Source organism: Streptomyces sp. NPDC002788, assembly GCF_053592115.1.
In genome coordinates, this window is the sequence record NZ_JBSFVB010000016.1 from 81,880 (window position 1) to 101,610 (window position 19,731).

A 19,731-nucleotide genomic window follows, 5' to 3' on the forward strand; every position below is an offset into this window, starting at 1 on the left:
GCATCGCGGGCGGCGCGGCGGTGCCGGAAGTCCCGGTGAATCGTTGGTCGAATGGGTTGGCCAGAGCTTGTCCACTGCCTACCATCGATCATCGCAAGACCTTGTGCGTCCGCCCGTCGCCCGACCACCACCCCTGGCGGAGGCGCTGCGCGCCGCACCTGTCATTGCAATCTCCTCAGGAGGTCTCCTTGCACCGCCGCCGTCGCACCGCGCTCGTCCTCACCGCCGCGATCGCCGCCGCGGCGCCCCTCCTCACCGCCTGCGGGAACGACGCGCATCCCGGCGCGGCGGCCGTGGTGGGCGGCCAGCGGATCACCGTCTCCCAGCTGGAGGAGCGGGTCGGCGAGGTGCGGGCGGCCCAGCGGGCGGCCGTGCGGGACGAGGCCCAGTACCAGCAGGCCATCGCCAGGACCGGCACCCTCACCCGCGACACCCTGCACACCATGCTCCTCGACCGGGTGCTGCACCGTGCCGCCGAGGACGCCGGGGTGAGCGTCACCCGCCGGGAGATCCAGCAGATGCGCTCCGGCCTGGAGGCGCAGGCCGGCGGCGCCAAGGCGCTGGAGACGACCTGGCTCCAGCAGTACGGCATCCCGCCGCAGCGCCTCGAGGAGAACCTCCGCCTCCAGCTGGAGGCCCAGAAGCTCGCCGAGAAGCTCGGCACCGACACGAACCGGCCCGAGTTCTGGAAGGCCCTGTCCGAGGCCTCCAAGGACCTGAACATCGACCTCAACCCGCGCTACGGCACCTGGGACGTCCAGAAGAGCAGCCGCGCCGACGCCAAGACGCCGTGGGTACGAGACGTGACGGCGGCGCAGACGCAGCAGTCCATGTAGGGCGATCTCCGGGGACTGCGGACGACTTCCGGGACCGTCGGCGGCGTGGGATAGCTTCGAATCGTGAACGCCAACAGCCCCGAAGCCACCCCGGGCCCCGAGCGGACCGCCCCCGGCGCGGCCGCCGCCCCCGGCCGCATCGTCCTGCTCACCACCAGCCACCGCGTCGCCCCCGGCCTGCTCTCCTGGCCCGCCTGGCAGGCACTGCACACGGCCGACCAGGTGCTGTGCGCCGACGGCACGCACCCGCAGCTGCCGTATCTGCGCGAGGCGGGCGTCACCGTCGACGAGGCGTCCCCCACCGCCCAGGAGCTCGTCGACGCCTGCGCCGGCGGCCGCACGGTGGTCGTCGTGGCGACCGGCGAGGGCGAGCCGGCCCTGACGGACGGCCTGGCCCGCCTCGCCGGCAGCGGCCGTGTCGCCATGCCCGAGCTGGAGCTGCTCCCCGCCTCCTACGACCTGCCGGGCGCTCGCCTCCTCGACCTCGTCCAGGTCATGGACCGCATCCGCGCCGAATGCCCCTGGTCGTCCCGGCAGACGCACAAGGGCCTGGCGAAGTACGGCATCGAGGAGGCGTACGAACTCGTCGAGGCGATCGAGGAGGGCGACCGCGACGAGCTGCGCGAGGAGCTCGGTGACGTCCTCCTCCAAGTCGTCTTCCACGCCCGGATCGCCGAGGACGACCTGGAGGCGCCCTTCTCCATCGACGACGTGGCCGGCGGCATCGTCGACAAGCTCATCCACCGCCACCCGCACGTCTTCGGCGACGAGACGGCCACGACCCCCGAGGAGGTCAAGGCCCACTGGCTGCGCACCAAGGCGGTCGAGAAGCAGCGCACCTCCGTCACCGAGGGCATACCCCTGGGCCAGCCCGGCCTGGCCCTCGCCGCCAAGCTGGCCTCCCGGGCCCGCACGGCCGCCCTCGACGTACCCCTCCCGCCCGTCGAGGGGATCGGCTACGACCTCCTGGCCCTCGCGGTCCGCGCCGAGGCCGAGGGCGTCGACCCGGAGGCGGCCCTGCGGGCAGCGGCCCGCGCGTACCGGGACGCGATCAGGGAGGCCGAAGGCGGAGAGCGACGGCCGTGAGGCCGGGCCCGGCGGGCCGCTCAGGGGTCCATGCACTGTGCCCGCCCGGGTCGCGCGGCCTTGGCACCGCGCCTCCCGTTGCCGAAGCGCCCAGGTAGCTCACAGCCCCTGCCGCTGACAGCGGCGACCACCGCCCCACCGGCCGCTGCGTAGGGTCGTGGCATGCAACATGAAGTGCCCGGGGCGCCCGAACTGTTCTCGTGGGAATTCGCCACCGACCCCTACCCCGCCTACGCCTGGCTCCGTGAGCACGCCCCCGTGCACAGGACGCGGCTTCCCAGCGGTGTGGAGGCCTGGCTGGTCACGCGATACGCGGACGCCAAGCAGACACTCGCCGACAACCGGCTCTCCAAGAACCCGGCGCATCACGACGAACCCGCGCACGCCAAGGGCAGGACCGGGATCCCCGGTGAGCGCAAGGCGGAGCTGATGACGCATCTGCTCAACATCGACCCGCCGGACCACACCCGGTTGCGGCGGCTCGTGTCCAAGGCGTTCACGCCCCGCCGGGTCGCCGAGTTCGCGCCACGGGTGCAGGAGCTCACCGACGGGCTCATCGACAAGTTCGCGGAGCAGGGGTCCGCCGACCTGATCCACGAGTTCGCCTTCCCGCTCCCCATCTACGCCATCTGCGACCTGCTCGGCGTCCCCCGCGAGGACCAGGACGACTTCCGCGACTGGGCGGGCATGATGATCCGTCACCAGGGCGGGCCCCGCGGCGGCGTCGCACGGTCCGTGAAGAAGATGCGCGGTTACCTCGCCGACCTCATCCACCGCAAGCGGGAGGCGCTGCCCGCCGAACCCGCCCCCGGCGAGGACCTCATCTCCGGCCTCATCCGCGCCTTCGACCACGGTGAGCACCTCACCGAGAACGAGGCGGCGGCCATGGCGTTCATCCTGCTGTTCGCCGGGTTCGAGACCACCGTGAACCTCATCGGCAACGGCACCTACGCCCTGCTCACCCACCCCGGGCAGCGCGCCCGGCTCCAGGCCTCCCTCGCCGCCGGGGAGACCGGCCTCCTGGCCACCGGCGTCGAGGAACTCCTCCGCTACGACGGCCCCGTCGAGCTCGCCACCTGGCGCTTCGCCACGCAGCCGCTCACCATCGGCGGGCAGCGCATCGAGGCCGGCGACCCGGTCCTGGTCGTCCTGGCCGCGGCGGACCGGGACCCGGAGCGGTTCGCCGACCCGGACGTGCTGGACCTCTCCCGCCGCGACAACCAGCACCTCGGGTACGGCCACGGCATCCACTACTGCCTCGGTGCTCCGCTCGCCCGCCTGGAGGGCCGGGCCGCGCTCGCCACCCTCCTCACCCGCCTCCCGGACCTGCGGCTCGCGGCGGACCCGGCCGAGCTGAGATGGCGCGGCGGCCTCATCATGCGCGGGCTGCGCACCCTGCCCGTCGAGTTCACACCGGCGTGACGGCCGCCATGACCAGCGAGTGAATCGGCCAAACATGACACGCCGTCATGTCTGTGATCTTCACGTGATCTGCGCGGCATGAACTTGTGACAAGTGATCGTGTGCCGATACGTTCACCCATCAACGCGGCCCGGGACTCGTGCCGCGTTGATCACTGCTGTCTCGCGAAAGGTCTCCGTATGCTCTCCGGGAACGGTCGGCACCGTCGCCCCCGCCAGGCTCCGGCTCTCCTCGTCGCGGCCGGAGTGACCGGCTCCGCCATCGCGATCCCGCTCCTCGGGGCCTCCGGTGCCAGCGCGGCCGACGGCACCACCTGGGACCGGGTCGCGGACTGCGAGACCGGCGGCGCCTGGAGCCAGAACAGCGGCAACGGTTACTTCGGCGGCCTCGCGCTGTCCCAGGAGGACTGGGAGAACCACGGGGGCCTCGACTACGCCGCGAGCGCCGACCTGGCAAGCCGTTCCCAGCAGATAGCCGTGGCCGAGAGAATCCTCGCCGACCAGGGGGTCGGCGCCTGGCGCACCTGCGGACTGCTCTCCGGTCTCCAGCAGGGCTCGAAGTCGGACACCTCTGAATCATCCGACTCGTCCACGCCGACCGACTCGCCCGGATTGCTCGACTCCTCCGAGTCGTCGCCGTCGCCCTCTCCGTCGGCATCCACGTCTTCCGACGCCCGGTCGACCGAGCAGGGTGAAACCGACAAGTCCGGCAAGTCGCTCGAATTCAAGAGCTCCGCGCCGCAGGACCAAGACGCTGAAAGCTCCCCCTCGGCCACCCCCGAGAGTGACAAGTCGGGCAACTCGCGGCAGAGCAGCGACTCCTCGGCCCTGACCGACATCGGCTCCGGCCGCCACCGCGGACCCAGCGCCGACGGGGACTCCGCGACCGGGGACAGCCGCATGGGCCGTACGGGCGACTCCGCGGGCCGGCACGCCTCGCGCGGCGACGGCGTCTCCCGTGCGCTCTCGGACGGCTCCTACACCGTCCGCCCCGGCGACAGCCTCTGGTCCATCGCCGACTCCCTTGACCTCCGCGGCGGATGGCGCGTGCTGTACGCCGGGAACGAGGAGGCCGTCGGCTCCGACCCCGACCTCATCCGCCCCGGTCAGACGCTCACGACAAGGGTCGAAGCGGACGAGGAGTAGCCGTTCGGGCAGTGCGGAAACGAGGGCGGAAGTCGCCCCGAAACCGTGCGAGTTCACGTCACCATTCGCGGTGAATGTCCCGTATAAGTGCGGTGAGAGATAGATCTCAGAAGCCCTGATCGTCTTTGAAATTCCGGCGATCGCGTGTCTACGGTCGTGATCGCTCGTCACCGCGAGCCCCGGCTGCCGCAACGCCGAATCCTGCCAGCGGCCGCACGGGAACAGTCGTCGCGTCAAAGCGCCGTAGGCAGGAGCGGGGGACCCAAGGTAGGCGCCCGACCGGCCAGTTGCGCCGGAAGGGCTAGGGGTGAAGCCGCGTCCCGTGAGGGACGTGGCCGGGCAACTCGACCGGCCCGAACCCGACAGCTCACCTCGCAGGCGTCGGTGAGGGGATCCATTCATGCTGTTTTCCGGCAAGAGCAAGCACCGTCGTCCGTCCAAGGCCACCCGTGCCATCGCCGTCGCCGGTGTCGCCTCCGCCGCCGTCGCCGCGCCGCTGATGGCGGCCGGCAACGCCTCCGCCGCCACCGCCTCCGAGTGGGACGCCGTCGCCCAGTGCGAGTCCGGCGGCAACTGGTCCATCAACACCGGCAACGGCTACTACGGCGGTCTGCAGTTCTCCGCCTCCACCTGGTCCGGCTACGGCGGCACCAAGTACGCCTCCACCGCCGACCAGGCCACCAAGGCCCAGCAGATCGAGATCGCCGAGAAGGTCCTCGCCAGCCAGGGCAAGGGTGCCTGGCCGGTCTGCGGCAAGGGCCTGTCGAGTGCCGGCTACACCGGTGGCGGCTCCTCGAGCGACTCGGGCAGCTCCTCGCAGCAGAACCAGCAGAGCACCGAGACCCGCCAGACGGAGCAGCAGCCGGCCTCCCGTTCCGAGGAGCGCCCGGCCGCCAAGCAGACCGTCACCACGCCGACCGGCAAGAAGGTCAAGAAGGGCGACGGCGAGTACAAGGTCGTCAAGGGTGACACCCTCAGCACCATCGCCACGGAGAAGAAGGTCAAGGGTGGCTGGGAGAAGCTCTACGAGTTGAACAAGGACATCGTCGACGACGCCGACCTCATCTACCCGGGCCAGCAGCTGCACCTGAAGTAAGCAGCGGCCCGCCCCCGTCCTCACGGGCTCCCCGCCCCGGTGCGTCCTCCCCCGTACGCACCGGGGCGGGGTTCTTTCCGCCGGTCTTTGCGATACGGCTTTGTTCCGTTCGGAAACAATTTACTCTCGGTTCTGTCCATGGGGTGGGCGACGCGGTGGCCGATCGCCCGGAGCCGGTTAGGCTCATGTCGCGAGCCACCGAGGCCCGCGCCTCGCCGGGTCCACGTGACCCGCGTATCCGCGTCACATGAAGAAGGAGATGCTCGTGCCGTCCATCGACGTCGTCGTAGCCCGGGAAATCCTGGACTCCCGAGGCAACCCCACGGTCGAGGTCGAGGTCGGCCTCGACGACGGCAGCACCGGCCGTGCCGCCGTCCCGTCCGGCGCCTCCACGGGCGCCTTCGAGGCCATCGAGCTCCGCGACGGCGACTCGAACCGCTACCTCGGCAAGGGTGTGGAGAAGGCCGTCCTCGCGGTCATCGAGCAGATCGGCCCGGAGCTGGTCGGCTACGACGCCACCGAGCAGCGCCTGATCGACCAGGCCATGTTCGACCTGGACGCCACCGACAACAAGGGCTCCCTCGGCGCCAACGCCATCCTCGGCGTCTCCCTCGCCGTCGCCCACGCCGCCTCCGAGGCCAGCGACCTGCCGCTCTTCCGCTACCTGGGCGGCCCGAACGCGCACCTGCTGCCGGTGCCGATGATGAACATCCTGAACGGCGGCTCGCACGCCGACTCCAACGTGGACATCCAGGAGTTCATGATCGCGCCGATCGGCGCGGAGTCCTTCTCCGAGGCCCTGCGCTGGGGCGCCGAGGTCTACCACACGCTGAAGAAGGTCCTGAAGAGCAAGGGCCTGGCCACCGGCCTCGGCGACGAGGGCGGCTTCGCCCCGAACCTCGGCTCCAACCGAGAGGCCCTCGACCTCATCCTCGAGGCGATCAACGAGGCCGGCTACACCCCCGGCGAGCAGATCGCCCTGGCGCTCGACGTCGCCGCCTCCGAGTTCTACAAGGACGGCGTCTACACCTTCGAGGGCAAGAACCGCTCGGCCGCCGAGATGACCGAGTACTACGCGGAGCTCGTCGACGCGTACCCGCTCGTCTCCATCGAGGACCCGCTGTTCGAGGACGACTGGGAGGGCTGGAAGACCATCACCGACAAGCTCGGTGACAAGGTCCAGCTCGTCGGCGACGACCTGTTCGTCACCAACCCCGAGCGCCTCGCCCGCGGCATCGAGGAGGGCGCGGCCAACGCCCTGCTGGTCAAGGTCAACCAGATCGGCTCGCTGACCGAGACCCTGGACGCCGTGGAGCTGGCCCAGCGCAACGGTTTCAAGTGCATGATGTCCCACCGCTCCGGCGAGACCGAGGACGTCACCATCGCCGACCTGGCCGTCGCCACCAACTGCGGCCAGATCAAGACCGGCGCCCCGGCCCGCTCCGAGCGCGTCGCCAAGTACAACCAGCTCCTGCGCATCGAGGAGATCCTCGACGACGCCGCGGTCTACGCCGGCCGCAGCGCCTTCCCCCGCTTCAAGGGCTGACCGCGAGAAGGCGCGCCCCGGGTCAAGCAGGTCCCCGGCCCGGGTCAAGGCTTGCGCCGGTCGTACGTACGTCCCCGTACTCGGTCCCGTACCGTGTCCGGGGACGTACGCGCGTATGACGGTGGAACGGGAGGCGGACAGTCATGGCCGTGAAGGACCGGGACCGTTTCTCCACCACGACCAGGATCCGGCTGCTCGGCGAGCAGACCGCGGCCCGGGTCTACCGTTCCCAGACCAGGCGCCAGGCCCGCCGCTCCCGGCTGACCGGCCGGGCCGCGCTGCTCGCCCTGGTGATGTGCTCGCTGATCGTGGCCCTGGCCTACCCGATGCGGCAGTACGTCTCCCAGCGCGCCGAGATCGAGGACCTCCAGCGGGAACAGCAGCAGGCCCGGCAGCGGGTCGAACAACTGCGCGACCAAAAGGCGCGCTGGCAGGACGACGCGTACGCCGAGCAGCAGATCCGGCAGCGGTTGCACTACGTCATGCCGGGGGAGACGGGCTTCATCGTCGTCGACCCGCACGCGGCGAAACAGTCGCGCAGCGACCTGGGGGCGGCCGACCGCCCCTGGTACGCGAACGTCTGGGACGGGGTCGACGAGGCCGACGCCTCCGACCAGTGAACGTGACCCGAGAGAACACCCAGAGAAAGACAGCCTGAAGACAGTCATGGAAACGCCCCCGCCGACCACCCCGCGCACCGAGCCCACCGACGCGGACGTCGAGGCCTTCAAGCAGCAGCTCGGTCGGCCCCCGCGCGGCCTGCGGGCCATCGCGCACCGCTGCCCCTGCGGACAGCCCGACGTCGTGGAGACGGCCCCCCGCCTGCCCGACGGCACGCCCTTCCCGACGCTCTACTACCTGACGTGCCCGAAGGCGAACTCGGCGATCGGCACGCTGGAGGCGAACGGCGTGATGAAGGAGATGACCGAGCGCCTGGCCGCGGATCCGGAGCTGGCGGCGGCGTACCGGGCGGCGCACGAGGACTACGTCCGGCGCCGCGACGAGATCGAGGAACTGAGGAACTTCCCGAGCGCGGGCGGCATGCCGGACCGGGTGAAGTGCCTGCACGTACTGGTGGCGCACTCGCTGGCCGCCGGGCCGGGCGTGAACCCGCTGGGTGACGAGGCGCTGGCCATGCTGCCGGAATGGTGGCGCAAGGGCGCCTGTGTGACGACCGCCGGACCGCCGAGCGGTGACGGATGGCGGGTGGAGAGCACGGACTCGGGCCACTTCGCCGTCAAGCCGGTCGAGGAGGACGGACAGTGACCCGTGTCGCCGCCGTGGACTGCGGTACGAATTCCATCCGCCTCCTGGTCGCCGATGCCGATCCGGCCACCGGTGAGCTGACCGACCTGGACCGCCGGATGACGATCGTGCGGCTCGGGCAGGGCGTCGACCGCACCGGCCGGCTCGCCCCCGAGGCCCTGGAGCGGACCTTCGCGGCGTGCCGCGAGTACGCCGGGATCATCAAGGAGCACGGGGCGGAGCGGCTGAGGTTCGTGGCGACCTCCGCCTCCCGGGACGCCGAGAACCGCGACGAGTTCGTGCGCGGGGTGCTGGACATCCTGGGCGTGGAGCCCGAGGTGATCACCGGAAGCCAGGAGGCCGAGTTCTCCTTCACCGGCGCCACCAAGGAGCTGGCCGGGGGCGACCACCTCCCCGAGCCCTACCTGGTGGTGGACATCGGCGGTGGCTCGACCGAGTTCGTCGTGGGCGACGACCGGGTCCGCGCGGCCCGCTCGGTGGACATCGGCTGCGTCCGCATGACGGAGCGGCACCTGGTCCGGGACGGCGTGGTGAGCGACCCGCCGTCCAAGGAGCAGATCGCCGCGATGCGGGCCGACATCGAGGCCGCCCTCGACGTGGCCGCGGAGACGGTTCCGCTGCGCGAGGCCCGCACCCTGGTCGGCCTGGCCGGTTCCGTGACGACCGTGTCGGCGATCGCCCAGGAACTGCCCGAGTACGACTCGACCGCCATCCACCACTCCCGGGTCTCCCACGCGAAGGTCCGCGAGATCACCGAGCGGCTGCTGCGTTCCACCCACGCCGAGCGGGCGGCCGTGCCGTCCATGCATCCGGGCCGGGTCGACGTGATCGGAGCGGGGGCCCTCGTGCTCCTTGCGATCATGGAGCGGACCGGCGCGCAGGAGGTCGTCGTCAGCGAGCACGACATCCTCGACGGCATCGCGTGGTCGGTGGCCTAGCCCGCTTCTGAGCAGGCACGGATCACGGATGAGCGCGTCCGGGGGGTTCGGGGGATCCCCCGGCGACGGTCCGTCGGAAAAGTTCGTGAAGTTCTTCACAAGGAATTCGGCCCCTCCGGGCGATCAGAAGGGTCCCGTTGACCCGTCCGGGGGCTGAGCAGGCCTTTGAACATGTTCAGAAGCGTGGTATGGAGGTCCCCGGGAGGGCGTTCCGGCAGCCCTCCGGAGGTGGGTTCACGGGGGGTCCTCGAAGCCAGAGAGGCAGCTCACGCGGCATTGACAACGGTCCGGGGTGCACAAAGGAGCCCGGTTGTCACCATGACGTGGATCACGCGAGCCGCGGAGGATAGCACACACCCTGGACAAGCTTGTGAAGGGGCGCACGAGCCACCCCCCTGAAGCGGGTGGATACTCGATGGCATGAGCACCACGGAGCGTCCCAGGATCCTCGTAGTAGGCGGTGGGTACGTAGGCCTGTACGCAGCTCGGCGTATCCAGAAGAAGATGCGCTACGGCGAGGCGACCGTCACGGTCGTCGACCCCCGGTCGTACATGACCTACCAGCCCTTCCTCCCCGAAGCCGCCGCCGGCAACATCTCCCCGCGCCACGTCGTCGTCCCGCTGCGACGCGTGCTGCCCAAGGCGGAGGTCCTCACCGGCCGGGTCACCACCATCGACCAGGACCGCAAGGTCGCCACGGTCTCCCCGCTGGTCGGCGAGGCCTACGAGCTGCCCTTCGACTACCTGGTGATCGCGCTCGGCGCGGTCTCCCGCACCTTCCCGATCCCCGGCCTCGCCGAGCAGGGCATCGGCATGAAGGGCATCGAGGAGGCCATCGGCCTGCGCAACCACGTCCTCGAGCAGCTCGACAAGGCCGACTCCACCACCGACGAGGAGATCCGCCGCAAGGCGCTCACCTTCGTCTTCGTGGGCGGCGGCTTCGCCGGTGCGGAGACCATCGGCGAGGTCGAGGACATGGCCCGCGACGCGGCCAAGTACTACAAGAACGTGTCCCGTGAGGACATGCGCTTCATCCTGGTCGACGCAGCCGACAAGATCCTCCCCGAGGTCGGTCCCAAGCTCGGCAAGTACGGCAAGGAGCACCTCGAGGGCCGCGGTGTCGAGGTCTACCTGTCCACCTCCATGGACTCCTGCGTCGACGGCCACGTGGTGCTGAAGAACGGCCTCGAGGTCGACTCCAACACGATCGTCTGGACCGCCGGCGTCAAGCCCAACCCGGCCCTCGCGCGCTACGGCCTGCCTCTCGGCCCCCGCGGACACGTCGACTGCGAGCCGACCCTCCAGGTCAAGGGCACCGACTACATCTGGGCCGCGGGCGACAACGCGCAGGTCCCGGACCTCGTCGGCCGCAAGGCGGGCAACGAGAACGCCTGGTGCCCGCCGAACGCCCAGCACGCGCTGCGCCAGGCCCGGGTCCTCGGCGACAACGTGGTGTCCGGCATGCGGGGCTTCCCGCAGAAGGACTACGCGCACGCCAACAAGGGCGCGGTGGCCGGTCTCGGCCTCCACAAGGGCGTCGCGATGATCGTCATGGGCAAGATGAAGATCAAGCTCAAGGGTCGTCTCGCCTGGTACATGCACCGGGGCTACCACGGCCTGGCGATGCCGACCTGGAACCGCAAGATCCGCGTCTTCGCCGACTGGACTCTCGGCATGTTCCTCAAGCGCGAGGTCGTCTCCCTCGGCGCGATCGAGACCCCGCGCGAGGAGTTCTACGAGGCCGCCAAGCCGGCCCCGGTCGCCGCCGCGCCCAAGGAGAAGACCGAGGAGAAGGCCAAGGCCTCCTGACCTCCGGTCCGGCACCCGCCTGACGAAGGACCTCCCGCCATCCGTGGTGCGGGAGGTCCTTCGGCGTGTCCGGGCCCCGCCGCCGGGCGGGGGAAGAACCGGCTTCGCCCGGTCATGACGCGTGCCGGGGGCTGCGGTGAAGCGCCGCAGGTGTTTACGTGGTGTCGGACATTCCGGGATTCCCCGTCATGGAGGTGTACACCATGGCAGACGCCGCGCAGCGGCTGCAGGGCCTCTTCGCACAGGTGCTGGGAGCACCACTCCCCGTGCGCATCCGCGCCTGGGACGGTTCACAGGCGGGCCCGCCGGGCGCGCCGATGCTGGTCGTGCGCAACCGCCGGGCCCTGCGCCGCCTGCTGTGGAAGCCGGGCGAACTGGGCCTGGCCCGCGCCTGGGTGGCGGGCGACCTGGACATCCAGGGCGACCTCTACACCACCCTGGACCTGCTCGCCGGCCTCGTCTGGGAGCGCGGCGAGGACGCCCGTACCCTCGCTCAGGCCCTGCGTGACCCCGAGGTGCGCTCCGCCGTACGCGGCCTCGTCAAGCTCGCCGGCAGTCCGCTGCCCCCGGCCCCGCCCCGCGAGGAGACCCGCAGCCCCCGCCGCCACCTGCACACCAAGCACACCGACAGACGCGCCATCAGCCACCACTACGACGTCGGCAACGACTTCTACGAGATCGTCCTCGGCCCGTCCATGGTGTACTCCTGCGCCTACTGGCCCGCTCCGGACAGCACCCTCGAACAGGCCCAGCACGACAAGATCGAACTCGTCTGCCGCAAGCTCGGCCTGAGCCCCGGCCGGCGGCTGCTCGACGTCGGCTGCGGCTGGGGCTCGATGGCCGTCCACGCCGCCCGCGAGTACGGCGTGAACGTCATCGGCGTGACGCTCTCCCATGAGCAGGCCGCGTACGCCCGCAAGCGCGTCGCCGGCGAGGGCCTCACCGACAAGGTCGAGATCCGCGTACAGGACTACCGCGACGTCCGCGACGGGCCGTACGACGCGATCTCCTCCATCGGCATGGCCGAACACGTCGGTGCCGAACGGTACCTGGAGTACGCCGCCGACCTGTACTCCCTGCTCAAGCCGGGCGGGCGGCTCCTGAACCACCAGATCGCCCGCCGCCCGCAGCGGGACGAGACGGCCTACAGCGTCGACCCGTTCATCGACTCCTACGTCTTCCCCGACGGCGAGCTGCAGCCCGTCGGCATCACCGTCGCCCAGCTGGAGCGCGCCGGGTTCGAGGTGCGCGACGTGGAGTCGATCCGCGAGCACTACGCCCTCACCCTGCGCCGATGGGTCGCCCGTCTGGAGGCGGACTGGCAGCGTGCCGTCCAGCTCGCCGGACCGGGCCGCGCCCGCGTCTGGCGCCTGTACATGGCCGCCTCCGCGCTCGCCTTCGAACGCAACCGCATCGGCGTCAACCAGGTCCTGGCCGTCCGCACCCCCGAAGCCGGGGGGGCGGGCATGCCGCTGCGCGCCCGCACCTGGAACTGAGAACGACCGAGGGCCCCTTCCGCCCGGGTGGGAAGGGGCCCTCGCGCGTCCCCGCTACTCCGCCTTGATCGCCTCCAGCATGTTCAGCCGGGCCGCCCGCCGCGCCGGCCACAGTGCCGCGAGGACACCCACCGTCGCGGCCAGCAGGAGGAAGACGCCGATCCGCGCCCAGGGCAGGACCAGTTCGTACGTCGCCATCTTCGAGGCCAGCAGTTCACCGGCCGCCCAGCCGAAGAACACGCCGAGCCCGATGCCCAGCACCGCGCCGAACAGGGAGATCACCAGGGACTCCAGGCGGACCATCCGCTTGATGCCCTTGCGGTCCAGGCCGATCGCCCGCAGCATGCCGATCTCCTGGGAGCGCTCGAAGACCGACATGGCCAGGGTGTTGACGACACCGAGGACCGCCACGATCACCGCCATGGCGAGCAGGCCGTAGACCATGTTCAGCATGAGGGTGAACATCTGCGCGATCTCGTTGGAGATGTCGTGCTTGTCCTGGACCTTGACGGCCGGGTTGGCGCCGAGGGCCTTCTCCAGCTTGTCCTGCGTCGCGCCGGACGTGCCGCCCGCGGTCTTCACCATGACCTTCAAGGTGTAAGGGTCCGACACGTGTGCGGCGAGGATCGACCGGTCGAGCAGGATGCCGCTCAGGAAGTCGTTGCTCTCGTAGGTCCCGGCGACCGTCAGTTTCTGCTTCTTGCCGTCCTCGAAGGAGGCGGTGAAGGAGGAACCGGCCTTCCAGCCGTAGGACTTGGCGGTCTCGCTGTCCACGACGACCTGGGTGCCGCCGACCTTGAAGGAACCGGCGTCGACCTTCGGGCCGGCCAGCTCGCCGATCGCGGCGCCGTTGACGCCGGTCAGGTACTCGGTCCGGCCGTCGATCCGGGCGTCGGCGTTGAGCATCGGGCTGGTGGCGGTGACGCCGTCGGTCCGCTCCAGCTTCTTCTCGACGTCCGGCGACAGCGTGTTGCCGTTCGCCATGGACACCACGTAGTCCGCCTTGATCGAAGCCGCCGCCATCTTCTCGATGGCCTGCTGGAGGCTGCCCGCCACCACGGTCATGCCGGTGATCAGGGTCAGGCCGATCATCAGAGCGGAGGCGGTGGCGGCCGTGCGGCGCGGGTTGCGCACCGAGTTCTGCCGGGCCAGCTTGCCGGAGATGCCGAAGGCGCGCAGCACGGGCGCCGCTGTGGCGATCAGCGGGCGGGACAGCAGGGGGGTCAGGATGAACACACCGATGATCAGCAGTGCCGCTCCGAAGCCCATGGGCACCTGGCCGTCCGAGCCGTCCATCGTCGAGGCCACCAGGACCACCGCGATGCCCGCGGCCGAGACCAGGGCGCCCAGTGTGTTGCGCAGAACCAGCGACTTCGTCGTGGCCTTGGCGTGCAGGCTGTTCATGGCCGCCACCGGCGGGATCTTCGCGGCCCGGCGGCCCGGCAGCCACGCCGCCAGCATGGTCACCAGGATGCCGACCGCGAGCGCGGCGAGGATCGTGGCCGGCTTGATGATCAGCGGACCGTCCGGCACGGTCGCGTCGAACGTCCCCATCAGGGAGCGCAGTCCGGCTCCGATGCCGATGCCCGCGACCAGCCCGGCCACGGCGGCGACCGCGCCGACCACGAACGCCTCGATGAGCACCGATCGCGTCACCTGCCGGCGGGAGGCGCCGACCGCCCGCATCAGCGCCAGCTCCTTCGTGCGCTGGGCGACCAGCATGGTGAAGGTGTTGGCGATGATGAACGTGCCGACGAACAGGGCGATGCCGGCGAAGACCAGCAGGGCCGTCTGCATGCCGCTCATCGACCGGGCGATCGCCTCCGCCTGGTCGTCGGCGAGCTCCTTGCCGGTGGTGGTCTCGACGGTGCCCTCGGGCAGCGTCTTGTCCAGCTCCGCCTTCAGCGCGGCCTGCGTGACGCCCGGCTTCGCCTTGACGTCGATCTGGTCGTACACGCCCGCCTTGCCGAACAGCTTCTGGGCGGTCGTCGTGTCGAACAGAGTGAGGCTGCCGCCGGCCGCGACGTTGCCGTCGTCGGTGGTGAAGATGCCGGTGATCTTCGGGGTCAGGACCGGCCCGTCGACCGACATCCGCACGGTGTCGCCGACCTTGTATCCGGTGCGCTTCGCCGTCGCCGAGTCGATGAGGATCTCGCCCCGGCCCTTGGGGGCGTGCCCGCTGACCAGGGGGTAGCGCGGGTCCTTGGAGCCCCAGTAGTTGCCGCCCTGCGACTGGAAGCCGTCGCCGATCAGCTTGCCGTCCTTGCCGGCGATGGCGGTGAAACCCTGCACGACCCCGATGGCGGACGCGGCCCCGGGAACCCGCTCGCTCGTGTCGAGGACGGCCTGGGTCAGGTCGTGGGGCTTGCCGACCTGGTCGCCCTCGGCCTCCCGGTAGTCCGCCGTCATGGCGACGTCGACCTGGTCGAAGCCCTTGGCGGAGCTCTTCTGGAAGGCGTCGGAGATGGTGTTGGTGAAGACCAGGGTCCCCGACACGAAGGCCACGCCGAGCATCACGGCGAGGACGGTCATCAGGAGCCGGGCCTTGTGCGCGAGCACGTTGCGCAAGGCGGTACGGAACATGGGTTCTTCTTCTCAGTCCTGTCGGTCCTGACGGGGGATCAGCTGGTGCGGCCCTTGGCGTCGAACGCCTTCATGCGGTCCAGGACCGACTCGGCCGTCGGCCGGTACATCTCGTCGACGATCCGGCCGTCCGCGAGGAAGATCACCCGGTCCGCGTAGGCCGCGGCCACCGGGTCGTGCGTCACCATCACCACCGTCTGGCCCAGCTCGCGCACGGAATTGCGCAGGAAGCCCAGCACCTCGGCGCCGGAGCGCGAGTCGAGGTTTCCGGTGGGCTCGTCACCGAAGATGATCTCGGGCCGGGAGGCCAGCGCCCGCGCCACGGCGACGCGTTGCTGCTGGCCGCCGGACAACTGGGAGGGCCGGTGACCGAGCCGGTCCGCCAGACCGACCATCGCGATGACGGAGTCCAGCCACTGCTTGTCCGGCTTGCGGCCCGCGATGTCCATCGGAAGGGTGATGTTCTCCAGGGCCGTCAGGGTCGGCAGCAGGTTGAACGCCTGGAAGATGAAGCCGATCTTGTCCCGGCGCAGCTTGGTCAGCTGCTTGTCCTTCAGGGAACCGAGCTCGGTGTCGCCGATGCGCACCGATCCCGAGGAGAAGGTGTCGAGTCCGGCCACGCAGTGCATCAGGGTGGACTTGCCGGAGCCGGAGGGGCCCATGATCGCGGTGAACTCGGCCTGCCGGAAGTCGACGGAGACCCGGTCCAGGGCGACCACCTGGGTCTCACCCTGCCCGTAGATCTTCGACAGATCCGCGGCGCGCGCGGCCGCGGTGGTGGCCCGGTCGGCGAGGGATGCGGTGGTCACGGGATGGCTCTCCTGTCGGACGGCGTACGGGGGAAGGACGTGTTCCATCGTCCGGGTCCCACGACGCCGTGTAGTCACCCGTTGTTCCGGTTCCGACGGCGTACTGCGGTCTGACCGCACGGGGCGGTGTCATACCTGGGGATGACGAACACCCCTTAAGGACCCCGCCGTTTGGGGAAAGAACGCCTCCGAGTGTCGAGAACAGGTGGAGTGCCCTCGTTCAAGCGGTGAAATTCCGTCATTCCGCATACACGGCCGAGCGTCGCACGCAAGGCTATTGGCAAGTGCGGATGGCGCGTTCCGTGTGCTGATGCACCCTCAGACGTCAATAAAATAAGACAACATCGGTCCATGCTTCCGCTGTTCGGGGGACCTGTCCCGATAGTCTCGGGACCTGGATGCGGAGCCCATGGCCTGCCCGGATGGTGGAATGCAGACACGGCGAGCTTAAACCTCGCTGCCCCTTCGCGGGCGTGCCGGTTCGAGTCCGGCTCCGGGCACCTTCCGATCCCTGTGTGGTCCATTGAGAAGTTCGCGGCGTGCCCGTTGACAGCGGTCGCATGCCGTCAGAGACTCGCATCCACTCAATGGTGAAAAAAACTTCACCTGACGAACGTACGGGAAGAGGGCGTTCGATGCGCACCACCGTCGGCATCATCGGAGCGGGCCCGGCCGGCCTCCTCCTCGCCCGGCTGCTCCACAACGCCGGCATCGACTCGGTCGTCCTGGAGAGCCGCGACCGCGCCTACGTCGAGCAGCGGCAGCGCGCCGGGATCCTGGAGCAGGGGACGGCGGACGCGCTGCGCGCGGCCGGCGCCGGGGAGCGCCTGGACCGGGAGGGGCTGCGCCACGACGGCATCGAACTGCGCTTCGACCGCCGGCGCCACCGCGTCGACTTCCCCGCCCTCACCGGCGGCCGGTCCGTGATGGTCTACGCCCAGACCGAGGTGTGCAAGGACCTCATCGCCCTGCAGCTGCGGGAGGGCGGCCCCCTGCTGTTCGAGGCGGAGGCCCTGGCCGTGGAGGACGCCGCCACCGACGTCCCGCGGATCCGCTTCCGGTACGCGGGCCGCGAGGACGTCCTGGAGTGCGAGTACGTCGTCGGCTGCGACGGTTGGTGGGGCGTGGCCCGCAAGGCGATCCCCGCCGAGCTGACCCAGGTCTTCGAACGGACGTACCCCTTCGGTTGGCTCGGCGTCCTCGCCGACGTGCCGCCCTCCCACGACGAGCTGGTCTACGCCCGCCACGAGCGCGGCTTCGCCCTGCTGTCCATGCGGTCGCCGTCCGTCTCCCGCCTCTACCTCCAGGTGCCCGACGGCACCGACGCCGGCACGTGGAGCGACGAGGCGATCTGGGACGAACTGGAGCGCCGTTTCGAGACCGACGACGACTGGCGCCTGGCACGCGGCCCCCTCACCCGGAAGTCGGTCACGCCCATGCGCTCCTGGGTCCACGAGCCCATGCGCCACGGCCGTCTCTTCCTCGCCGGCGACGCCGCGCACATCGTCCCGCCGACGGGGGCGAAGGGCCTGAACCTCGCCGTCGGCGACGTCGTCACCTTCGCCCGTGCCCTGATCCACCAGCGGCGTACCCGATCGGCGGACCTGCTCGACGCCTACTCCGCGACCTGTCTGCGCCGCGTCTGGCAGGCCGAGCGGTTCTCCTTCGACATGACGGTCCTGCTGCACCGCGCCCCCGACGCGACGCCCTTCGACGACCGCCTCCAGCTCGCCCGGCTGGAGCGGATCGCCTCCTCCCGCTCCGCCGAGGCAGACCTGGCCGAGGCGTACACAGGCTTCCCCTTGGGGTGAGACGTGTGACCCGCGTCAGCGGATGATCACCGAACGGTTCCGGACAGGTCGCAGCTCGGTGATGAATGGGCCCCTCCGGTCAGGGGAATCAGGAAGCGGCGTAGCGTGTTGCGCTGCACGACGAGGGAAAGATCCTCCCCAGGCAGTAGGGTCATTCCTTTGCCTACCTATTACTCTTGAGCCAAGGCCATGCTGTGTGGCCATGGAGGAGTGAAATGAGGAGCAGAAACCCGGTCTTCTCGCGACGGGGGTTCAGCCGCGACAACGGCTACGCGGGCTTCAACACCGCGCCGCAGGCCGGGGGACCCGCTGTCGCCACCCAGGGCAACCCGTACGCGCAGTCGACAGGCAACCCGTACGCCCAGAACCCTTACGCCCAGCAGGACCTGCAGTACGGCGCGCCGCCGCAGGCCCCGGCCACCACCGGCCGGATGACCATCGACGACGTCGTCCTGCGCACGGCGAGCACGCTCGGCGTGCTCATCCTCACGGCGGCGCTCTCCTGGGCCCTGCTGCCGGTGGACGACGCCAACATCAGCCGGAGCTACGGCATCGGTATCGGCGCCGCGCTGATCGGCATGGTCCTGGCGTTCGTGCAGTCCTTCAAGCGCAAGGCCTCGCCCGCGCTGATCCTGACGTACGCCGCGTTCGAGGGTGTCTTCCTCGGCGTCGTGTCCAACATCGTCGACAACCGCATCGCCGACGGCGCTGCGATGCAGGCCGTGATCGGCACCATGGCGGTCTTCGCCGGTGTACTGACCGCCTACAAGGCCGGCTGGATCCGCGTCAACCGCCGCTTCTACGGCTTCGTGATGGCGGCCGCGCTCGGCTTCATCCTGCTGATGACCGTGAACCTGCTGTTCGCGGTGTTCGGCGGCGGTGACGGCCTCGGCTTCCGCAGCGGTGCGCTCGGTGTCGTCTTCGGCGTCATCGGCATCATCCTCGGTGCCTGCTTCCTCGCCCTGGACTTCAAGCAGGTCGAGGACGGCGTCGCCTACGGCGCCCCGCGCGAGGAGGCCTGGTTCGCGGCCTTCGGTCTCACGCTGACGCTGGTGTGGATCTACTTGGAGTTCCTGAGGCTCATCTCGATCCTCAACAGCAACGACTAGCACCGACCAGTCGTGCGCGAAGGGCCCCGGCTCCGGCCGGGGCCCTTCGTCGTCGTCCAGGCCGTCGGGCGCCTAGAGCAGTTTGCGCGCGGCCCTCCTCAGGTCGTACTCGTGGATGATCGCCTTGGCGTGGCCGTACGCCAGATCGTGTTCGTGCCGGAGCCAGCTGACCTTTTCCTCGAAGCGGAAGAGTGCCGGGCCTTCTTCGACGGTGCGGAGCCAGTCGGAGATCTCACGACCGGTGCAGTGCGGAATGCGGGCGAGCAGATTGCGATGGGTCTCTTCGGAGAAGACTTGGGACATCGGCGCCTCCGGACGCTGGGATGTAAGCCGGTCCTTCAGGTCACCGTGCCTGAGTGTTCGCCCGTTGGCAACAGTCCCGGTGCGACGCGTACGCTCGCGGCGTGGTTGATACGACGCCTCTGACCCGTGCGGTGGATCACTTCGCCGATCGTTTGCGGGCTGCGCCCCAGAGCCGGTTGCAGCGGGGCGCTGCCGCCGAGGCTCTCGGGCTGGCCCGGGAGTTGGCCCGGAGGGCGCAGGTGCTGGAGGCTCCGGATGCGGAGCCTCGGGTGATGCCCGATGCGGGGATGTTCGCGGCCGCAGATCAGATCACCGTTGCCGGGCATGATCTGGCCGTTGTGCTGCCCAGTGATGCCGACGTCGATGAAGCGGTGCGGTTGGTCGAGGAGGCGCGGAAGCGGGCGGGGGTGTGACCCGTTTCGTCGGCGGGGTGCGTTGTGGTAGCTCACGCCTCCGCGGCGGAGCCGCACATCGAT

Annotated in this window: 17 protein-coding genes, 1 tRNA gene and 1 riboswitch; of the genes, 15 read left to right on the forward strand and 3 right to left on the reverse strand. The window is 70.1% G+C overall.

The window, feature by feature from the left end; translation table 11 throughout:
• Positions 1-188: 188 nt before the first annotated feature.
• The 11 genes from ACWD1U_RS27580 to ACWD1U_RS27630 all read left to right on the forward strand — a co-directional run bounded on the left by ACWD1U_RS27580 (position 189) and on the right by ACWD1U_RS27630 (position 12,640).
• Entirely contained in the window at positions 189-836 is a 648-nt protein-coding gene (locus ACWD1U_RS27580; protein ID WP_451111480.1) for a SurA N-terminal domain-containing protein, read from the forward strand.
• Between the two features lie 63 nt (positions 837-899).
• The gene (locus ACWD1U_RS27585; RefSeq protein ID WP_451111482.1) at positions 900-1,922 is read left to right on the forward strand and encodes a nucleoside triphosphate pyrophosphohydrolase; all 1,023 of its coding nucleotides are present in this window, start codon (positions 900-902) and stop codon (positions 1,920-1,922) included.
• A 162-nt stretch (positions 1,923-2,084) separates the two neighbouring features.
• On the forward strand, positions 2,085-3,344 hold the full coding sequence (locus ACWD1U_RS27590) for a cytochrome P450 family protein (RefSeq protein WP_451111484.1): 1,260 nt from the start codon (positions 2,085-2,087) through the stop codon (positions 3,342-3,344).
• A gap of 179 nt (positions 3,345-3,523) precedes the next feature.
• Positions 3,524-4,489 carry a transglycosylase family protein gene (locus tag ACWD1U_RS27595; RefSeq protein WP_451111485.1) on the forward strand — a complete coding sequence of 322 codons (966 nt, stop codon included), beginning with the start codon at positions 3,524-3,526 and terminating at the stop codon, positions 4,487-4,489.
• A 229-nt stretch (positions 4,490-4,718) separates the two neighbouring features.
• A riboswitch (cyclic di-AMP (ydaO/yuaA leader) is annotated at positions 4,719-4,885 on the forward strand.
• Positions 4,886-4,889: 4 nt separating this feature from the next.
• A complete protein-coding gene (locus ACWD1U_RS27600; protein WP_451111487.1) occupies positions 4,890-5,585 on the forward strand; it encodes a transglycosylase family protein in 696 nt (231 codons plus the stop codon).
• Between the two features lie 265 nt (positions 5,586-5,850).
• Entirely contained in the window at positions 5,851-7,131 is a 1,281-nt protein-coding gene (gene eno, locus ACWD1U_RS27605) for a phosphopyruvate hydratase (protein ID WP_451111626.1), read from the forward strand.
• Between the two features lie 143 nt (positions 7,132-7,274).
• Positions 7,275-7,751 (forward strand): FtsB family cell division protein, encoded by a 477-nt coding sequence (locus ACWD1U_RS27610; RefSeq protein ID WP_451111488.1) that lies wholly within the window; start codon positions 7,275-7,277, stop codon positions 7,749-7,751.
• 46 nt (positions 7,752-7,797) lie between these two features.
• Complete coding sequence (locus tag ACWD1U_RS27615) at positions 7,798-8,397, forward strand: DUF501 domain-containing protein (protein ID WP_451111489.1); 600 nt, start codon at positions 7,798-7,800, stop codon at positions 8,395-8,397.
• Entirely contained in the window at positions 8,394-9,335 is a 942-nt protein-coding gene (locus ACWD1U_RS27620) for a Ppx/GppA phosphatase family protein (protein ID WP_451111491.1), read from the forward strand. The genes ACWD1U_RS27615 and ACWD1U_RS27620 overlap by 4 nt, the downstream gene beginning before the upstream one ends.
• A 420-nt stretch (positions 9,336-9,755) precedes the next feature.
• Positions 9,756-11,144, forward strand: coding sequence for an NAD(P)/FAD-dependent oxidoreductase (locus ACWD1U_RS27625; RefSeq protein WP_390986850.1), 1,389 nt, complete (start codon positions 9,756-9,758; stop codon positions 11,142-11,144).
• A gap of 203 nt (positions 11,145-11,347) precedes the next feature.
• On the forward strand, positions 11,348-12,640 hold the full coding sequence (locus tag ACWD1U_RS27630) for a class I SAM-dependent methyltransferase (protein WP_451111492.1): 1,293 nt from the start codon (positions 11,348-11,350) through the stop codon (positions 12,638-12,640).
• 54 nt (positions 12,641-12,694) lie between these two features.
• Here ACWD1U_RS27630 and ACWD1U_RS27635 read toward each other — a convergent pair whose 3' ends face one another.
• A complete protein-coding gene (locus tag ACWD1U_RS27635; RefSeq protein ID WP_451111494.1) occupies positions 12,695-15,223 on the reverse strand; it encodes an ABC transporter permease in 2,529 nt (842 codons plus the stop codon).
• Between the two features lie 38 nt (positions 15,224-15,261).
• A complete protein-coding gene (locus tag ACWD1U_RS27640) occupies positions 15,262-16,032 on the reverse strand; it encodes an ABC transporter ATP-binding protein (RefSeq protein ID WP_451111496.1) in 771 nt (256 codons plus the stop codon).
• 416 nt (positions 16,033-16,448) lie between these two features.
• Between ACWD1U_RS27640 and ACWD1U_RS27645 the strand changes: the two genes are divergently transcribed.
• From ACWD1U_RS27645 to ACWD1U_RS27655, 3 genes are all read left to right on the forward strand, one after another.
• A tRNA-Leu gene (locus tag ACWD1U_RS27645) sits at positions 16,449-16,532 on the forward strand.
• A 135-nt stretch (positions 16,533-16,667) separates the two neighbouring features.
• On the forward strand, positions 16,668-17,843 hold the full coding sequence (locus ACWD1U_RS27650; protein WP_451111498.1) for a 4-hydroxybenzoate 3-monooxygenase: 1,176 nt from the start codon (positions 16,668-16,670) through the stop codon (positions 17,841-17,843).
• Between the two features lie 215 nt (positions 17,844-18,058).
• A complete protein-coding gene (locus tag ACWD1U_RS27655; RefSeq protein WP_451111499.1) occupies positions 18,059-18,952 on the forward strand; it encodes a Bax inhibitor-1/YccA family protein in 894 nt (297 codons plus the stop codon).
• Between the two features lie 72 nt (positions 18,953-19,024).
• On the opposite strand, the gene ACWD1U_RS27660 is transcribed toward ACWD1U_RS27655, so the two are convergent.
• Entirely contained in the window at positions 19,025-19,255 is a 231-nt protein-coding gene (locus tag ACWD1U_RS27660) for a DUF4287 domain-containing protein (RefSeq protein WP_451111501.1), read from the reverse strand.
• Positions 19,256-19,356: 101 nt separating this feature from the next.
• Here ACWD1U_RS27660 and ACWD1U_RS27665 point away from each other — a divergent pair, with 101 nt between their 5' ends.
• Complete coding sequence (locus ACWD1U_RS27665; protein ID WP_451111503.1) at positions 19,357-19,668, forward strand: hypothetical protein; 312 nt, start codon at positions 19,357-19,359, stop codon at positions 19,666-19,668.
• Positions 19,669-19,731 lie beyond the last annotated feature (63 nt).

Coding starts and splice junctions, on each gene's coding strand:
- ACWD1U_RS27610 (WP_451111488.1), top strand. CDS start 7,275: ATGGCCGTGAAGGACCGGGACCGTTTCTCCACCACGACCAGGATCCGG.
- ACWD1U_RS27600 (WP_451111487.1), top strand. CDS start 4,890: ATGCTGTTTTCCGGCAAGAGCAAGCACCGTCGTCCGTCCAAGGCCACC.
- ACWD1U_RS27595 (WP_451111485.1), top strand. CDS start 3,524: ATGCTCTCCGGGAACGGTCGGCACCGTCGCCCCCGCCAGGCTCCGGCT.
- ACWD1U_RS27650 (WP_451111498.1), top strand. CDS start 16,668: ATGCGCACCACCGTCGGCATCATCGGAGCGGGCCCGGCCGGCCTCCTC.
- ACWD1U_RS27635 (WP_451111494.1), bottom strand. CDS start 15,223: ATGTTCCGTACCGCCTTGCGCAACGTGCTCGCGCACAAGGCCCGGCTC.
- ACWD1U_RS27655 (WP_451111499.1), top strand. CDS start 18,059: ATGAGGAGCAGAAACCCGGTCTTCTCGCGACGGGGGTTCAGCCGCGAC.
- ACWD1U_RS27615 (WP_451111489.1), top strand. CDS start 7,798: ATGGAAACGCCCCCGCCGACCACCCCGCGCACCGAGCCCACCGACGCG.
- ACWD1U_RS27660 (WP_451111501.1), bottom strand. CDS start 19,255: ATGTCCCAAGTCTTCTCCGAAGAGACCCATCGCAATCTGCTCGCCCGC.
- ACWD1U_RS27625 (WP_390986850.1), top strand. CDS start 9,756: ATGAGCACCACGGAGCGTCCCAGGATCCTCGTAGTAGGCGGTGGGTAC.
- ACWD1U_RS27630 (WP_451111492.1), top strand. CDS start 11,348: ATGGCAGACGCCGCGCAGCGGCTGCAGGGCCTCTTCGCACAGGTGCTG.
- ACWD1U_RS27590 (WP_451111484.1), top strand. CDS start 2,085: ATGCAACATGAAGTGCCCGGGGCGCCCGAACTGTTCTCGTGGGAATTC.